This window comes from Pseudomonas sp. BBP2017 (assembly GCF_003024385.1).
In the GTDB taxonomy this organism is placed as follows: domain Bacteria; phylum Pseudomonadota; class Gammaproteobacteria; order Pseudomonadales; family Pseudomonadaceae; genus Aquipseudomonas.
Genome location: NZ_PVZN01000001.1, coordinates 148,426 through 165,134 on the forward strand (window position 1 = coordinate 148,426; position 16,709 = coordinate 165,134).

Annotated in this window: 13 protein-coding genes and 1 pseudogene; 8 read left to right on the forward strand and 6 right to left on the reverse strand. The window is 56.4% G+C overall.

Going from position 1 to position 16,709, the window contains the following annotated elements; translation table 11 throughout:
- The first annotated feature begins 6 nt into the window (after window positions 1–6).
- Window positions 7–1,545, forward strand: coding sequence for a conjugal transfer protein TraG N-terminal domain-containing protein (locus tag C6382_RS00710; RefSeq protein ID WP_107022655.1), 1,539 nt, complete (start codon window positions 7–9; stop codon window positions 1,543–1,545).
- A gap of 4 nt (window positions 1,546–1,549) precedes the next feature.
- Here C6382_RS00710 and C6382_RS00715 read toward each other — a convergent pair whose 3' ends face one another.
- Window positions 1,550–1,906 carry a hypothetical protein gene (locus tag C6382_RS00715; protein ID WP_107022656.1) on the reverse strand — a complete coding sequence of 119 codons (357 nt, stop codon included), beginning with the start codon at window positions 1,904–1,906 and terminating at the stop codon, window positions 1,550–1,552.
- A gap of 464 nt (window positions 1,907–2,370) precedes the next feature.
- Here C6382_RS00715 and C6382_RS00720 point away from each other — a divergent pair, with 464 nt between their 5' ends.
- The 3 genes from C6382_RS00720 to C6382_RS00730 all read left to right on the forward strand — a co-directional run bounded on the left by C6382_RS00720 (window position 2,371) and on the right by C6382_RS00730 (window position 4,386).
- A complete protein-coding gene (locus tag C6382_RS00720; protein ID WP_107022657.1) occupies window positions 2,371–2,736 on the forward strand; it encodes a DUF3085 domain-containing protein in 366 nt (121 codons plus the stop codon).
- Between the two features lie 301 nt (window positions 2,737–3,037).
- Window positions 3,038–3,361, forward strand: coding sequence for a hypothetical protein (locus C6382_RS00725; protein ID WP_256588872.1), 324 nt, complete (start codon window positions 3,038–3,040; stop codon window positions 3,359–3,361).
- A gap of 86 nt (window positions 3,362–3,447) precedes the next feature.
- Window positions 3,448–4,386, forward strand: coding sequence for an ArdC family protein (locus C6382_RS00730; protein WP_107022658.1), 939 nt, complete (start codon window positions 3,448–3,450; stop codon window positions 4,384–4,386).
- Between the two features lie 86 nt (window positions 4,387–4,472).
- On the opposite strand, the gene C6382_RS00735 is transcribed toward C6382_RS00730, so the two are convergent.
- Complete coding sequence (locus C6382_RS00735) at window positions 4,473–4,838, reverse strand: histone-like nucleoid-structuring protein, MvaT/MvaU family (protein WP_107022659.1); 366 nt, start codon at window positions 4,836–4,838, stop codon at window positions 4,473–4,475.
- A 511-nt stretch (window positions 4,839–5,349) separates the two neighbouring features.
- Between C6382_RS00735 and mobH the strand changes: the two genes are divergently transcribed.
- The gene (gene mobH, locus C6382_RS00740) at window positions 5,350–7,089 is read left to right on the forward strand and encodes a MobH family relaxase (RefSeq protein WP_107022660.1); all 1,740 of its coding nucleotides are present in this window, start codon (window positions 5,350–5,352) and stop codon (window positions 7,087–7,089) included.
- Between the two features lie 258 nt (window positions 7,090–7,347).
- On the opposite strand, the gene C6382_RS00745 is transcribed toward mobH, so the two are convergent.
- Together C6382_RS00745 and C6382_RS00750 are read right to left on the reverse strand one after the other, a co-directional pair.
- Complete coding sequence (locus tag C6382_RS00745; RefSeq protein ID WP_107022661.1) at window positions 7,348–9,987, reverse strand: DEAD/DEAH box helicase; 2,640 nt, start codon at window positions 9,985–9,987, stop codon at window positions 7,348–7,350.
- The gene (locus C6382_RS00750) at window positions 9,984–11,030 is read right to left on the reverse strand and encodes a DUF1837 domain-containing protein (protein WP_256588874.1); all 1,047 of its coding nucleotides are present in this window, start codon (window positions 11,028–11,030) and stop codon (window positions 9,984–9,986) included. Before C6382_RS00750 ends, C6382_RS00745 begins: the two co-directional genes overlap by 4 nt.
- A 157-nt stretch (window positions 11,031–11,187) precedes the next feature.
- On the opposite strand from C6382_RS00750, the pseudogene C6382_RS00755 reads away from it, so the two are divergent.
- A pseudogene (locus C6382_RS00755) lies at window positions 11,188–11,635 on the forward strand (transposase); the annotation flags it as partial.
- A gap of 650 nt (window positions 11,636–12,285) precedes the next feature.
- Here C6382_RS00755 and C6382_RS00765 read toward each other — a convergent pair.
- Window positions 12,286–13,578, reverse strand: coding sequence for a DUF4303 domain-containing protein (locus C6382_RS00765; RefSeq protein WP_158262093.1), 1,293 nt, complete (start codon window positions 13,576–13,578; stop codon window positions 12,286–12,288).
- A gap of 27 nt (window positions 13,579–13,605) precedes the next feature.
- Window positions 13,606–13,830, reverse strand: a complete 225-nt coding sequence (locus C6382_RS24100; protein ID WP_178082722.1) for a hypothetical protein — start codon at window positions 13,828–13,830, stop codon at window positions 13,606–13,608.
- A 399-nt stretch (window positions 13,831–14,229) separates the two neighbouring features.
- Between C6382_RS24100 and C6382_RS00775 the strand changes: the two genes are divergently transcribed.
- Entirely contained in the window at window positions 14,230–16,062 is a 1,833-nt protein-coding gene (locus tag C6382_RS00775) for an AAA family ATPase (protein ID WP_107023008.1), read from the forward strand.
- Between the two features lie 2 nt (window positions 16,063–16,064).
- On the forward strand, window positions 16,065–16,700 hold the full coding sequence (locus C6382_RS00780) for a 4Fe-4S single cluster domain-containing protein (RefSeq protein ID WP_107022664.1): 636 nt from the start codon (window positions 16,065–16,067) through the stop codon (window positions 16,698–16,700).
- The last annotated feature ends 9 nt before the right edge of the window (window positions 16,701–16,709 follow it).

Consider the following 16,709-nt stretch of genomic DNA (forward strand, 5'->3'; position numbering starts at 1 on the left):
GCAGCCATGAACATGAGCACCAACAGCTACCTCGAGTACTACCTGTCGCTGCTGGCCTGGATCATCAACAACGGCATCTGGAACACGCTGGCGGACACCGGGCTGTTCGCCGCCCCCTTCGGCGCGATCATCCTGCAGGAATGGCTGTCGGCCCGCCAGCAGGGTGCCGACGAGGGCAACAAGGGCCTGCTGTCGATCCCTCGCGTCGAGAACCGGCTGTGGATGAGCTACGTGGTCATTCTGTTTGGCTGCATGCCGTTCTTCCCGCTGAACCTGTCCTCGGTGACCTTCGACGATGCGGCGAGCCAGCGCTGTGGTGTATCCATGGCCAGGCCCGCCGACACGGCCTGGGGCACGACCTTCAATACCATCGGTGACAGGTCAGCAAACGTGCCGGTGTGGTGGTTCCTCGTGCATGCCATGAGCAAGGGCATGACCGCCGCAGCGACCGCGTCGATTCCCTGCGCGCCCGACATCCGCGCGATGCGCATGGAGATCGACAGTTCGCGGATCAACGACCAGGTGCTGCTGCAGGAAGTCGCTGACTTCACCCGGGACTGTTACGGCTTTTCGCGCTCACGGCTGTTCACCAATCGCCCCGAGCTGGACGAATCGCAGAGCTACGACGCGTCCTGGATTGGCTCGACCTACCTGCTCAACACGCCGGGATATTACGATACCGATCGCTCGCGAATGCCCAGGGTCGATTGGCCATACGAAGAGACGAGAGACACCTCCCTACCCCAGCTCGACAACGGCGCCGGCTACCCCACCTGCAAGCAGTGGTGGAGCGATAGCACGATCGGACTGCGCGATCGCTTGGTGGCCGAGCTTGATCCATCACTGTTATCGCAGCTACGGGGATGGCTGACCGGGCGCACCTCTACGGAGGTCGAAGACGCCACCTTGCGCGAGCTGGTGAGCCCACGGCAGCAGTCATTGAACATGGCGCCTGGGCAGGTGTTCCAGGACTACGGCAGTAGCGCGCGGGGCGGTTCGCTGACGCAAGGCCTGAACAACCTGGCCACCAACACCGGCCTGGCCCTGGGCTCGTTCAGTAACTTCCCGGCGATGAATGCGCTGCGCGCGGCATTGCCGATGGTCCAGGCCTTTCTGATCATGGGCACAATCATCAGCCTGCCGCTGGTGCTGCTAATCAGCACCTACCAACTCAAGGCGCTCATGACGATCACATTCGCGCTGTTCACCCTGCACATGCTCACCTTCTGGTGGGAGCTCGCGCGCTGGATCGACTCGAGCATGCTCGAAACACTGTACAACCAAGTTTCTGCCACAGACCAAGCGCTGTTGTCGTTGCCGACAGCAGGGTTCATGGATGGGACAGTCACCGCTCAGGTGATCGAGTACGTAATGGGTGCAATGTTCGTAGTACTGCCGATGTTTTTCCTCGGCGTAATGAGCTGGGCGGGATACAACGTGGGTAGCGGTATGCAAACGCTCCTCACCCGGGGGACGGAAGGTGCTCAGGTACAAGCAGAAAAGGGATCTTCACAGGTCATGTCCGGTGCCCGCAGACTGAAATAATCAATCACCTGGGGGCTCCATTGTCGTCGTACATTTCAGGGAATCTGAGATGATGTCGAGGGTGGCTCATTTCATGAATCCGGGGCTGACTATCAGTACTGATTGGCAGCGCAGCAATGGTCCATACAGCAAGTATCCCGAGCGCGAGAGAAATCGCAACTGAAGCAACGGCGAGCATCAGGATCAACTTGAATACATAAAAGCCAATTTTGCGATACTTAAACGGCACGGAGGCCAAAACGCCGGAGTTCAAAACCCTGGATTCGAATCTGTTCACCACTCGACCAGCACCAACCGCAGCGCGAATAAAATACTTGCCGATGCCGGTCCGGCCAGAAGTCGAAGATGCTGGAGTCGACATTTGATTGCCTCCGATACCCGTCACTGCGATCGCGGCCAAGCCGCTAGCGCCAATTTGGATCCAAGCTCTAGCTTACTCCTCCATCGCTAAATTCCTTGACCGTTGATCACTTGGACAACGCGAATTATCTCCGATGGCGCTCATTGGATCGCGAACACTGACTCCACCCCAAAAGCCATTGACGCTATATCGGTTCGCTTGGTACACCAATTGTGCAATCGCTGGTTTTCCAGCACCCCAGGTAGCCATAACCTTTGAGGCTACGTCACGCATGTGATGGTTACCCCGAAATGCGATACGCGTTCGGCAGCTCGCATGGTCACCGTTCCCCGGTGATGAACGCCTTCTAATCCCCCGGGTTCACTGAACCTGCGTCTTCGTTGCACCCTACTCACATCCATTCCAGTGCTGGGAACTCTCCCACACGGGGTGACGTTCCTCCGCACCCTCTGGAGGATCTCATCATGCTGCGTTTCACAGGCACTGAACTTCACGCCGTGTTGGCCGAGGCCGGTATCAATGGTTGCAGACTGATATTGGTGAAGGACCACGGTGTTTACCTCATGTCCGAGATCGGCGAAAGCAAACCGGACGGTGGCGGCCGCAAACGCGTAGCCTATGCCACCGGCTGCAACCCCGACGTCGACGACTTCGACACCTGGTGGAATCGCGCCCGCGATGAATTCGGCGGCGATGATTTTGCCGAGTACTTCGACATCGATGATCCTGTCCTCGCCAGCCTTCGCGGTACCGCAGGATCGCTCGTGGTGGAGGCCACTTCTACCCACCTGTACCTGGCCGCCGAGGTTGACCCCGCAGGAAAATCTTGAACGCAGAAGCGAGCACCTCGCGTAACCAGAGCGGCACCTTAACCGGGCCTCTCTGGACGCCTCTCGCATCATGTTTCAGTCGATTGAAGATCACCGCTTGTCAGGGATCCGAGGCCGGAAAGTCTCCCTTGGAACACCCTGGATAGAGACCTCCATTGGAGGTAAAGATCGGAGATTGACCTCACGTCCAAGCGCGGTTTAATACATGGAAGCACCCTGTTCAATGCCTTGTTGAGATTGAGCAGATCCACGCACGAACCTCACATTGAGGTGCCGCGAGATCAGCTACGCGGAGGTCCCAATGTCCACGATGAAGCTCTTCTCCAACGCTGTGGTGCTGAGCCCAGGCGTTTGGCAGCAGTTCATTGCACCTGCCACAGGTGAGGAACCCATCGGCCAGTCAGCCCTGCGCTTGGCAGACCTGCTCAACAGCGTGCTGACCTCGACACCGCGTACCTCACACTGCCCCATCGAGTTACAACTCGACCGCTCGCGGCGCAATGGCAATTCAGTATCTGCTCACTTGCCGCAGCTCCAGCTGACTCGCATCACCCCACGCAGCGGCCCGGCTTTTCTGCTCATCCGGCTGCCCGGTGAGATTGTAGTAGATACCGCCGCCCTCTGAACCTGCCAGCACCGCTACTGCCTCACTACCCCACCGGGAACCCTTCCCGGCTGGGCAGCGTTCCCCCTACACGCCCGGAGAACGCCATGTCCGATATGTACCTGGATGTCACCAACAAGATCGTTAGCGCCTTGAGCCAAGGCGTGATCCCCTGGATCAAACCCTGGACCACCACCGGTTCAGGTACTGACTCCCCTTTTCCCATCAACGCCATCACCAGACGCCCCTACGCCGGCATCAACATTCCACTGCTGTGGGCCGAGGCGCGCCTGCGAGGTTTCACCCAGGATCGTTGGCTGACCTTCAACCAGGCACGCAAAGCTGGTGGCCATGTACGCAAGGGCGAGCAATCCACCCTCGCGGTGCTGTACAAACCAATGAGCAAGGAGGCGCACGACGAGGACGGCCAGGTCGTTCGCGATGACCAGGGCAATATCAAAATGGTGCAGTTCGCCCTCTTGCGCACGCATTGCCTGTTCAACATCGAGCAGACCGAAGGCTTGCCTGACGAGGAGCCAGAACCCGCTGAGCACATCGAGCCACCCCCTTTTATCGACCATGCCCCGGCCGAGCAGTTGCTGCTAGCTAGCGGCGCGCAGATCGAGCATTGCTATGGCGATAGCGCGTTCTATCAGCCGCTGCGCGATCGCATCCAGCTGCCCACCAAGGCTCAATTCGAGGACGTCGGCAGCTACTACGCGACGGCCCTGCATGAGCTGACACACTGGTCGGGGCATCGATCGCGCCTGAACCGCGATGGCATCACCGGCGGGCACGCGTTCGGGTCCGCAGCCTATGCCTTCGAGGAGTTGGTCGCGGAAATGGGTGCAGCATTTCTTTGCGCACTGACTGGCACACAGGGAGAGTTGCGCCACGAGGAGTACCTGGCCTCTTGGTTGAAGATCCTCAAGGAGGACAAGCGCGCGATCTTCCGTGCCAGTGGCCAGGCCCGTGAGGCCTCAGAATTCCTGCTGGCACTGCAGTCCGACCACGCCACTGAAGCGACGGAGCGACTCACGGCGTGATTTCCCTCAACCAGCAAAAAGGCCCCGATTGGGGCCTTTGTTTTGCCTGCAGCGCCGTGTATCGGCCACTGCAAATGCGCAGTCGATTACTGCAGCCAGCTCTCGACGGTATCCGAGCCGTGTTCCTGTTTCCACTGCTTGAGGATCTTGTGATTGCCACCCTTGGTTTCCACCACTTCGCCACTGTGCGGGTTCTTGTAGCGTTTGACCTCGCGCGGCTTGCGCTGAGCACCACTCGACGCGCTTACAGCACTCACGCTCACGCCCTTGGACGGGTCCAGAATGGTGATCACCTGGCGCAGGCTCATGCCGTACTCTTCCAGCAAGGCCTTGAGCTTCTGTTCAAACTCGATTTCCTGCTTCAGGCCGGAATCGTTTTTCATTGCATCCAGCTGTTGAAGTTGCGCGGCCAGCTGCGCTTCCAGTGCTTTGAATTCGGCAAGTTTGGACATTAGAAATCTTTCCTAAGTATGAGACACGTGAATGAATAGTAACTGAGCCACATTCAATATCCGAGTGGTTATTCCCCGTTTAAGATCCTTTTTCGTGCTCGTTCTTTGCAAACCTCTGTGAAAGATCAGTCAGCCAAGTTTATGCAGAGGTGGGCCACTACTTCGCGAGGCGCCGCGCTGCTGCCAATCTTGAACAAGAGATCGCGCTGGCTGCGCGGCAACTTTTTCGCACAGCGCTTGGCGGCAGACCGAGTGGCAGCATCTGTGCCATGAATCCGGTCTGCCAGCAGCATGATCAATACAGCATAACTCAGCCAACGCCCCAGCTCAGAAACATGATGCCGGGTCCGGCTATACCTGAAGGCTAACCCGATGCGCATTTATTCGGATTAACACACTCGCGAAAAAGGCCAAGACGGTAAAGGGTAATGGCGACAATGGAAGGGGACGCAAGGGTAAGAGGCTTATCCGAAAGGCAAAAGGACCTTCTGAACGCAAGGCAGGTACTACGATGAAACGCTGGTGGCTCAAACCTCAAAAAGGCGTGCCCGAACAGATCATCCCCGCCGCCGGGGGCTTTCTTCAACCACTGTCGGCGGAATCACTGCTTGCTGCCAGCCACCGGAAAAGACTGCTGGAGCGCATCTGGCAATACACCGCTCTATCCGAACCACAGTTCGATCAACTCTACCTTAATCCGATCCGCCGTTACGCCAGCTATGTACAGCAACTCCCGGCCAGTGAAAGCCACCACCATGCCTATCCGGGCGGCATGCTGGACCATGGACTAGAATTAGTGGCCTGCAGCCTGAAGTTGCGCCAGTTGTACCTACTCCCCAGCGGCGCCGCACCGGAAGACCAGACCGCGCAGGCCGAAGCCTGGAGCGCGGCGATTGCCTACGGTGCCCTGCTCCACGACATTGGCAAAATTGCCGTCGACCTGCAGGTGGAATATCAGAACGGCGAGGTATGGCACCCCTGGCACGGCCCTATGAACCAACCCTATCGTTTTCGCTTCGTGGTCGGTCGCGACTACAAGCTTCACGGTGTCGCTGCGGGGCTGCTCTACACACAAATTCTGACACCCCACCACCTCGACTGGCTCAGCAGCTACCCGGTCTTGTGGCGCCACTTACTTTTCCTGCTGGCCAACCACTACGAGCATGCTGGCACCCTCGGGGAACTGGTGCTGCAAGCTGATCGGGTGTCCACCGCGCAGAATATCGGTGCCAATCCCACTAAGGCCCTGCAGGCACCGAAACACTCACTGCAGCATCACCTACTCACGGGCCTGCGCCACCTGGTTAGGAATGAGTTCAAACTCAACCAGCCCGGGGCTGCCGGTTGGCTCACCGAAGATCATCTGTGGTTGGTCAGTAAAACCGCGACCGACAAACTACGATCTTATCTGCTGGCTCAATCCGTGGATGGTATCCCGTCCTCCAATATTGCGTTGTTCGATGAGCTGCAGTCACATGGATTGGTCGACGCTACACCAGAAGGTAAAGCGGTTTGGAGTGCTGTCGTCACAGAGGATGGCTGGCAGCATCGTTTTACCTTTCTCCGCTTAAGGCCAGACCTGATTTGGGCCGATGAACCCCGTCCAGAGAACTTTGGCGGCACGGTTGGGCCGGTGATGGAGCATCCCCAGCAAGGCGGTTCGTCCGAGTCGCTTGCATCTAATCGACAACAAATAGCCCCGGCAGAAAAACAAACCTGCCCCGAGCCCCTCATTAAGGACTCAGATCTCGACGATTTGATGGACATGCTGAATGACCCGGGCGATGCGGAGTGTGAACCGAGCCCAACATGTCCGAAATCAGCAACTGCTCCACCTAGTGATGCCAAGGGGCTGGCCTTTATCGAATGGCTGCGCGAGGGAATCCACAGTCATCGCTTAGTGGTCAACGACAGCAAGGCAAAGATTCATACCGTGGACGGTTGCTTTTTCTTGGTCTCACCGGGCATTTTCCAACGTTACGTGGTCGAGCATTCAGAGTTTGCTGATAGCAATGGCAGCAGTGAGGCTTGGAAGGATATCCAGCGGAACTTTGAACGGCTAAATAAACATTTGAAACGACCTAGCGGACAGAACATTTGGTCATGCAAGGTGAAAGGACCTCGCAAAAGCAGCGTCCTAAATGGCTATGTACTGCGCGACGGCAGCGTTATATCGACTAGGCAGCCAACAGATAATCCGTTCCTCCGCCTGGAGGGGACGCTGGACTGCCTCAGGCCCGCCGAAATGTAGGCTGCTTGCTCGATACCAACATCTTAGGTTGAAGACAACCGCGTTTAGTTGCATTCCGGGGACTGATCTGCCTCTGTGAACGCGCCACTCAGTTTGGTAACACCGAACCCTCCTGATCGACGCCACGCTTCGTATCGCGCGCTTTCTCATGAGCCTGACAGATCGCCATGCTCTATTGGCCGAGCACAAGACCATCACCCCTGAAGCGCGGCGAGCGTACCGTCAAGGGTTGGTGGAAGGAAGACGTCAGACCGATGGTCACGAGGACAGGTTTGAGTCAGTATCAGCAGGTTCGATGGTAGATTTCGCTCTATCTATCTCCGCCACGATAACCGAGCTCAACTCGTGCAGCGACGTATCAAAACCCAATAGCTTTTCCCTTGCGCCTGAAATATCAAGCTCACTATCGGGAAAGATTTTCTGAAGCTCAGAAGCGGCAATCCTAGAGAGACCCAACTCCAAGAATGCACGTCCCGTGTTTGTGCTAACCCCAAGCTCTAAGGCCAACGCGAAATCAAAAATCTCGGAAACTTTATGCGTCAGACCATTATCGTTGAAGATATGAATCAATATGTCGTTGTAGGCCTTGCCCATCTGCACCAGCTGAAAACGAACGACGTCTTCAATGGTGTCAAAGGTCTTTTTGATGACCTTGCTTGGATTGGCATCAGCGATAGATCTGACCCTGTAACCGGGATCAGCCATTAGATTGAGTTTCTCTAGGTTGCGCTTCTTCGTAATACGAAGCTTTTCGGATTTGATTTCAGAGTTCAAAATCAATGGGTAAGGCTTTCCTTCCATCCACTTGACTGCAATACGCGCCACATAAGCCCCAAAATTTTTATCGAAGCCCTTTATATACTTAAACAAGACATTAAAAATCCCTTGATAATGACTGAAAGCCGCCTTACCTAAGTCCGGTGGACTCTTGGGCACCAAGCTATCTAAGGTGCCATCATTGAGGCGCTCGACGAGGTAAGCCATCAACCTGTCCAGCGCAAACAAGTCTAATGTCCAGTTTCCTTCGATTACATTCTGAGGTAGCAGAAGCTCTTCAGACGCTTTCTCAGCTGCCTCTCTAATATGCCGAAAGTCAAAATAATCCAACGCCGGAGCGACCCGACTCAGGTAGTTTGCGACGTCGCCCTGTCTAGCTTTGCTTACAAGCATACCAGCTGAAGCGATAGCATTTCGAGAGCGCTCATCCCCTGGCTTGGAATCGAGCTTTCCTTTGCTTAACACCGTAAGGACATCCGTAGCATTCTCAGTGACAAATTCCGAAAGCGCGGATCGAATGGTAAACTTATAGAACGTATCCATTGGCTGGGTACTCCACTCATCGTAATCGATGAGGAATACGTTCCCGACGATGTCTTTTGCCATACGCCCTGCTCGACCGGCAAAATTCCAAAGCAGGGCAGGATCCAGCATTACCTTGCCTCCCCGCCCCCTAGCTGGTGTGTTTATAAAAACATTACGAGCAGGGAGATTGATACCTTGAAACAGGGTTGTAGTACACACCAAGAATTTTATAGTGCCGGCACGAAACGCTGCCTCAATGGCTTCACGAAGCAGGGATGGCATTTGTCCATAGTGGAAGGCCACACCTTTCTTAACCATCCCGATTAAGTGATACTCATGGTGTATGTGATCTTTGATGAACTCTACCAGTTCATTATTAGCGTCAGCATCCGCCTTATCATCTAAACCTAGGGCAATTGAACCGGCTAGGCTTGCCGCCTCGGTAGGCGTCTTTGCATACACTAAGGATCCACCACCGCTGCCCAACTCCAAAGCGACAGCCGCGAGTTTGCTTTCAACCAAGTCAAGGCCGACTTTGCACTGCATAGTTCCTATATGGGAGAATCCATGAGCACTGAGCAGCTTGAAGTCAAGCTGATTGAGAGACGGAGTCTTCGAAACCACAATTCGGTTTTGTAGAACAGGGGAGACAGTGGTACTTACTTCCGGAATGCCAGGCAACCCCAGGCTTTCCAGCGCAGCGGTAAAACCTTGAGCGCCAGGAGCAAGCATGACCACGTGAGTTTTATGATCGCGGGCATGACATTGCTCAATGCAATCCTGCAGTATCATCCCGCGGGCGCCATCTGATAAATTTTGAGCCTCGTCGACGACCACAAGATTTATTGGAGATGAGGTTATTGAAAGAAGAACTTTGAACCGTTCCTGAGTCAGTACGAAAATTTGCCGAGGCACGCTCTCAAAAGTGGGAATATCTGTGACCCGAATTGCCACATCACTTGCAAGGCGCTCTTTTATTTTCAAATGAACTTCGGACAACAGCGCTCGCGTTGGTGCGATATAAACGAACACAAAACGCGAAAGTGTCAAAGCGTCCCTGCACAAGTGCTCGATTACCAGAAACGATTTGCCAGCGGAAGTAGGTGCAGACATGGCTAAAGAGCGCCCTTCTTGGAGGGAGTCCCACACCTTACGTTGATAATCGGTTAGAGCAATAGCTGACCCTGCCACATTAACAGTGTTCAGCTGCTCAACAACATTTCTCTGAATCATCCCTAGCAATGTTGAAGGTCTTGTAGAATTCCGCCTCTCAGCATAAGTCAAACTCGGAAAGTTCCCAATCTCTGTTAATATCGTTGCGCACCGCTCAAGCACGCTCGACTCCTGCGAAATCAACATTGCATTAAAAGCAATCGTTTGAGCCAAGCTAACATGCGACTCAGCCCCAGATTGTGCAAACACTGATGCGCAGTACAGCATTTTCCCGATCGCATTCTGATCGGGTACTCCGTGCGGCTGTATAATAGAGCCGGGCAGCGCACTGGCGGCACCACAAGCCTGGAGGTGACCTAGCGCACGCCTGAAGGTTTCATTCTGAACAAACCTTGAGGAAAGCTCCGCCGCAAAAGTGCTCATTGTGCGTCCTGCTTGATGACGGAGGATGGAGTGAGAGGAACGTCAGATTCCAAACCAGTAAGGCCTATCGAGTCATAAAACATTTCTCTCAGCTCATCGACATCAGGCACGGCCACCAAATAAACCATACATTTATTCGCATCGACTTTCTTAACACCTAGCTGATTATTAAGATTTGTATGATGCCTATTGAAATCGTTTTTATAGAGCTCCCCAAAATGATCCTCATGTTTGGACATTGGGCCCTCATCGACTTCAAGCTTGCTCGCAAAATGTTTAACCTCCGAGTAACAAACTACTCCCACGGATCGCTCACGTTTGGGCGCATTTGGATTACCAAATACATCCAGATAGTCCATCATTAGATTCTTGTCGACTGGATCAAGCGCATCAAGATTCCCTAGGCTAGTAACCAGCCCGTACTCACGCTGGTATTGTGCATTGTCTTTGAGGAAGCCTGAGACAGATTCCGCGTAGTCAGCTGTGCCACTTGCGGCAGTACCTGCGAGCTTAGACTCAAGGAAAAATACATTCAGTTCACCGTTGACCACGGAGGCGTGAATGCCATCGAGGCCATAAACCGGCATATTATTGCTGGTTTTCAAGGCCATCTTGGCGATCAGCTGAGAGGCCTGCAGATGGTGGACGGCGACGCAGTAAGCCAGTACCTCCCCCACCTCGCTCGCCCTGGACGGGTGAGCTTTTCGAAATTCTATGAACGCACTCCTAACAGCCCGACTGAGCTCTTGCGCAGCTGAAACATCCCCATTTTCCGCTGAAGCTATACGGGCCTGGTATTCATCTCGACGCCGACGGCTTAGCGCGTAGTTCGCCGCTTGGTTACCAAGGAAATCGGCAAACGCCTTAATACTGGGAATATCTTCTTTGAATCGGACGTGCAGAAGCGCGACCCGAGGAGCCTTGTGTGGCGGCACGGTGGCTAAGTCCACCGCACACTTCACGAAACGATCAAGAGGAGATTTATCCAAGAGCTTCTGGATGACACTACTGAGCGATGGCGGACTACCTACAGATGTCGACACTGATCCGATCCCTGGTTTGGCCTATGCCATAGGCTGGCACTGTGAAGTACGTTTTTGCGAGCACAGGACTAGATCATGACTCGAAAAGAGCCAAATGGCCATCACCCTAATCACACTCGCCGCGCAGTCAGCCATGGAGCACAGCTTGGCCGAATAAGCGCTGCACTCGATCAGTGGCTTGTACCAGGTCGAACGCCAAGCGCGGGGCATGATAGATGAAGATCGCTGGCGAATACGTCAGGACATGGCGGCATGAATCGTCAAAACACTTCATGACTGGATGTTGGCCCAGCGCGACCTGGTGCCCAACCGATCAGCCACGGCCAGAGCCCTCGATTACAGCCTGAAAAGCTGGTTAGCGCTGACGCGCTACCTGGACGATGGGCTGTGCCCATCGATAACAATCAGGTTGAGAACCAGATACGGCCATAGGCGCTCGGAAGCTCGAACTGGTTGTTTGCCGGGTCGCTGCGCAGCGGTAACCGGGCGACTGCAATTATGAGCCCGATCCAATCAGCGAGCATGAATGGGCATTATCCGTATACCTATCTCAAAGATGTGCTGCGCGGTTGCCGACCCAGAATCAGTTTTCAGTGCGCCCCTGACCGCAGCTTCTGTTGCACTCAGCTCTTCAACCCGCTTCACGACATCGGTCGGTTCACATCCTTTAAAGGATCTGGGACCAGCTTCTTGAGTTTCTCGTAGGACATGAGCGTCTCCAATACGAGACGCTTGGCGTCTTCCCCCTTGCCCTTACCCCCGCTTTCTTCCAGCGCTTTATCGATCGGCGCCAGCGCAGCGAGTTGTTCGTACTTTATCCCCACCGGCCTACCGCTGGCCTACAGTTGTCTCGCGTGGGTACCCGATAAGTATGGAATGCGCCCTTGCCCGACAGGGAATTCACGGCATGCTAGCGGAGAACTGAATGCTATCAAAGTGCCATTTCAGACTTACTGAAGATGAGTGCGAAAACGTAGGGGTGGGCAATTTACATGAGTGCCGTGGCCAACAGAGGCCCCACACCCTCTCAGTCCAGGTGCTTCTGGGCACTTCTCAGCGCAAAAACTCACGAGCGCTTCAGAAACAAGGGGCCGTTGGGCAGAAAATTCCAAGGAGGCTCACTGGAAGCCAGAGTCCAAAGTATGGGCCAAGGTATGGGCCGAAACCGACCAAACACAAAAAAGCCCTGATAAATCAGGGCTTTAACGAGAATTAGTGGCGGAAGCGTAGTCCGCCAAACCGAGCCACTGAGTTCCTATGGCATCCGCTCTCCATCTGCGACGCACTCAGAACGATGAGCCAGGCTGGGTTTCATAGTTTCCAGGCCAAGGCCCGCGACGTGCCGTACCTGCTCATCGGTATCCTGTGTTGCCAGGCGTAGCGCCTCGATGGCTCGAAGCGAGTCGTCGGGCAGCAGGCCACGGTTATTCAATCCACTCACAGCATGACGACGAATGGCTACGTGAGGTGAAACCAAACCGCGCAAGGCTTCGCTGACATCGGCAGTGGTGGTATCAATCTGGTCATAGACTTCTTCAAGGGTCTCTTCAACAGCAGCCCGAAACTCAGGATGCTGATCAAGCAGACGCTCAACAGGTGTGTAGTTCAGCACCGGTGGCTGCACGCCCCGCCGGCGGAAACCGTCGAAGTTAGCGCAAATACCCGCGACAGCGACGTCGGGCGCTTGCTGCATAAGCCAGTCGAAATCCTCAAGGTAACCCAAGGCATTTGCGCACCAGTTGCGGGTCGGCTGCTTACAGGCCTCAATCGCCTGTCGGCGCAGGGCTTGGATGACGGGCTCATCAGCCATGCCGGCTAGCCCGAGAATACGCGCGGCAGCGGTAGGCGCTCTATGCCCGTTGAGCAGTTCGATAAGCGCTGCCTGTGCGGGACGGCCATTGGCAATCAGCCAGCGCTCTGCGTCCTCTCCCGAGATACCATCCGAACAATGTAGGCGGCTGACGTAGAACGCGACCTGCTCGGCGAGCGGCAAGGCAGCGACATCGCGCAGGGCGTTTTCAATGGCCAGTTCGATAGGGAAATTATCCTCGAACTGCTGGCGGGTCATGCTGCGCTTGGCCAAGGGCATATAGCCAGCAAAGTCATGAAAAATCACCACGAAGCCAGGCGTCACACCAGGATGCTGACTGAAATGGCGGCCCAGCGCCCTGGCGGCACGGCTAACGGTGACCAGCAAGCGCTGCTCAGTCGCTTGCCATTGGCGCGGGCCAAACCGATTGGCGTAGGCTTGCAGCTCATCATCAAGCCGCGTGAACGGCTCACCAGCGCAGATCTCCCAATCCCAGCGCCAGTCCGCCGGGTTCCACTTCACCGAACTGAAGCTTTCATCTTGCTCGTCGGGGTAGTCTTCGCTGAGTGCTTGCAGGCTGTTTGCGGCAAAGTTGGGCAGCGACAGAACCGCCTCTTCTTCTCGGTAGCTGGCATGAAACGCTGCGCCGTACAAAGGACTGCCCCCCTTATCAAGCAGCGTTTGCAACGCCTGTCTGGCGGCGTCGAACAGCGCCTGTTCCAGCGCTTTCCAATTCATCATTCAGGTCCTTGCTGAAAAGTGAGTTCAGCCGAGCAGATCGAGCATCCCTTCAAGGGTGCTTTCCAGGCGGGCTGATTCAATGTGCGTACCATCGCCATATTCAGCGATACGCAGCGCACACTCAATAATCACCTTAATCCCTCGAGGTGCTCGATGGCCGGGGTATTTGCGTAGCTTGAGTTCGACCCGGGTCGGGCTTAACCAGGTGCTACGGTCTGCTGACCACAAAGGATCCTCGAAGCCAAACACCACGTTTCCGTTTTGGGTATCTATGATTTGCGGCGGGAACAGCTAGTGGGAGTTGCCTGCCTCCCACGGGGTCGCCTGGACTTGGTAGCGACCGTCTGGGGACAAGGACAGTATTTCAATGTCGCTCATAAGTAGGCGTGCTCAAGGGGGGGCAGGCGTCTGTCGCAATAGGCTGAATTCGGCCTATTGCGGTCGGTCGCCAAGGGTAGCAAGGGGTCGATAGCGGTCAGTTGTTGAACCAAAACGCCACCCCATGTCATTAATTTACGCGGCATGAGGGGGGTATCGAGGCATATCAGAAATACTGTAATCCAACGCGTTGAACTTTCAGACAGCAATACTGGAAATTACGCGCAAGGAACAATACCCTGCCCAGTACACAACCTAGACGAGTTGATCATGTCAGGGAATACACCGTTTCAGACCCCGCGCTGGATGCGTGACCTCGTCCGTTTCCTGCCACTTAAAAGCCAATTCGTCCTGTCGGGCAACATCCGCGACCTCCAGGCCTGCGAGGTCGCCCCTGGCACGGTCACGGCCCAGAGCTTCAGCCAGACCCTGTCCGACGCCCTGCTCGACGCTGGCTATGGCCACGTTCTGGCTTGGGACCCAGTGGCTGGTTTTCGTGTGCTTGGCAAGCCCGGCAGCGACCCGGCACCGGGCCATGCCCTGCTCCAGGAACTCGGCCTGACCCCGGTAAACGGTGCCGCATCTGCAGGTGTAGACCTGCTGGCCGCCACCGTGCAGCGGCTGCTAGCCCGCAGCGATACACCGGTCGCCCTGATCATCGACTTCGCCTCGCGCCTGGTGGTACGCAACGATGCGCTGAGCGCGGCCGAGCATCAACTGTTCACCCAGGCCCTGGTACACGCCCATCAGGCTCGCAGCCGGCCGCAGCCACAAACGCGAAAGCCGTTCTTCAACACGCTGCTATGGCTGGTGGAAAAAGAAGGTGACCTGCCAGACTGGCTACTGGTCGACAATCCACGCATCCGCCACATTCCGGTCTCAAGACCCGACCAACTGGCCCGCCGCGCCTTGGCTCCGGCCCTGCTCAAGGGCCTCGCCGGTAGCCAGGAGGCAGGTCAGGACGCCCTCGCCCAGGCCGCGGACGCCTTCGTGCAGAACACCGAGGGCCTGCTGCTGCTCGACCTCAGCGCCATCGCGCAACTCGCACGAGTCGAGGGTGTGGCCATGCTGCAGATCGCCGATGCCGTGCGCCGATATAAAGTGGGTGTCACCGAAGACCCCTGGCTACGCATAGACCGCCAGCGCATCCGCCAGGGCGACGAGTTGGTGTACCAGCGGGTGAAAGGCCAGGACCACGCCGTGACCCACATGCTCGACATCGTCAAGCGGGCGATGACCGGCGTCGGCGCCAGCCGCAAGGGCAACCGCCCGCGTGGAGTGGCTTTCCTCGCCGGCCCCACCGGGGTGGGCAAGACCGAACTAGCCAAAACCATCACCAGCCTGCTGTTCGGCGACGAAAACGCGTATATCCGTTTCGACATGTCGGAGTTCAGCGCCGAGCATGCCGACCAGCGCTTGATTGGTGCACCTCCCGGCTATGTCGGCTACGACGTCGGTGGCGAACTGACCAATGCGATTCGCGAGAAACCCTTCAGTGTGGTGCTCTTCGACGAAATCGAAAAAGCCCACCCACGCATCCTCGACAAATTCCTGCAAATTCTTGACGACGGCGTGCTGACCTCAGGCCGCGGTGATCGGGTGTACTTTTCTGAGGCGCTGATCGTGTTCACCTCCAACCTGGGCATCTACCGCCTGGGCGATAACGGCGAGCGTGTTGCCAACGTGCTGCCGGGTGAACCCTACGAGCAGGTCCGAGAGAAAGTCCACAGCGAGATCGACCGGCACTTCAAGCTGGTGCTCAATCGCCCGGAAATCCTCAACCGTATCGGCGAGAACGTCATCGTTTTCGACTTCATTCGTGAAGAGGTCGGCCAGCAGATCTTCGAACAGATGGTCGATGGCACCTTCAAGGACCTGCAACAGCAGGATCTGCACGTGGCCATCGTCCCTGAGGCGCGCCAGACGTTGCACGCTCTGTGCCTGCGCGACCTGTCCAACGGCGGCCGTGGCATCCGCAACCAGCTCGAGGCGCATCTGCTCAACCCGCTGGCGCGGGCCTTGTTCGACCAGGACGCTCAACCTGGCGAGCATTTCGCCATCAGCCGACTGGAGGTCGGCGGATTGACCCTGGAACGTCGCTGACCATGGAACTGAGCCTATCCCGCGTGCACTTCCCGGTCACAACCCTGGGCCCCGGTCGTCGTCTGGGCATCTGGTTTCAAGGCTGCAGCATCCGCTGCCCTGGGTGTATTTCCGCTGACACCTGGGGGCCAGGCAAGCGCCGCGTGGGCATAGCACAGCTGCTGGCGCAACTGACGCCGTGGTTGGCCGAGGCTGAAGGCATCACCCTCTCCGGCGGCGAACCCTTCGACCAGTTCCCTGCCCTGCTCGCCCTGCTCCACGGGCTACGCCAGTCGAGTCCGTTGGACATTCTGGTGTATAGCGGCTACTCGCTGGAGCACCTGCAACCCCAACTGCAACAAGCCGAAGGCCTGATCGATGCGTTAATCAGCGACCCTTTCGACGAGCGCCGCGAACAATCTCTGGCGCTGCGTGGCAGCGACAATCAGCGCCTGAACCTGTTGACCTCGCTTGGCCGTGAACGCATGTCCAGCTACCAACGCCCCCTGCAACCCGCCGACCAGTCCCTTGACCTCATGTTCGACGAGAACGGCAGCGTGTGGATGGCGGGGATCCCTCGGCGTGACGACGTACTGCGTCTGCGCGACCTTTTGAACGCGCAAGGCCACCAGGTCCGCACCAGCGCGCACCGCCACTGACCGGAATTC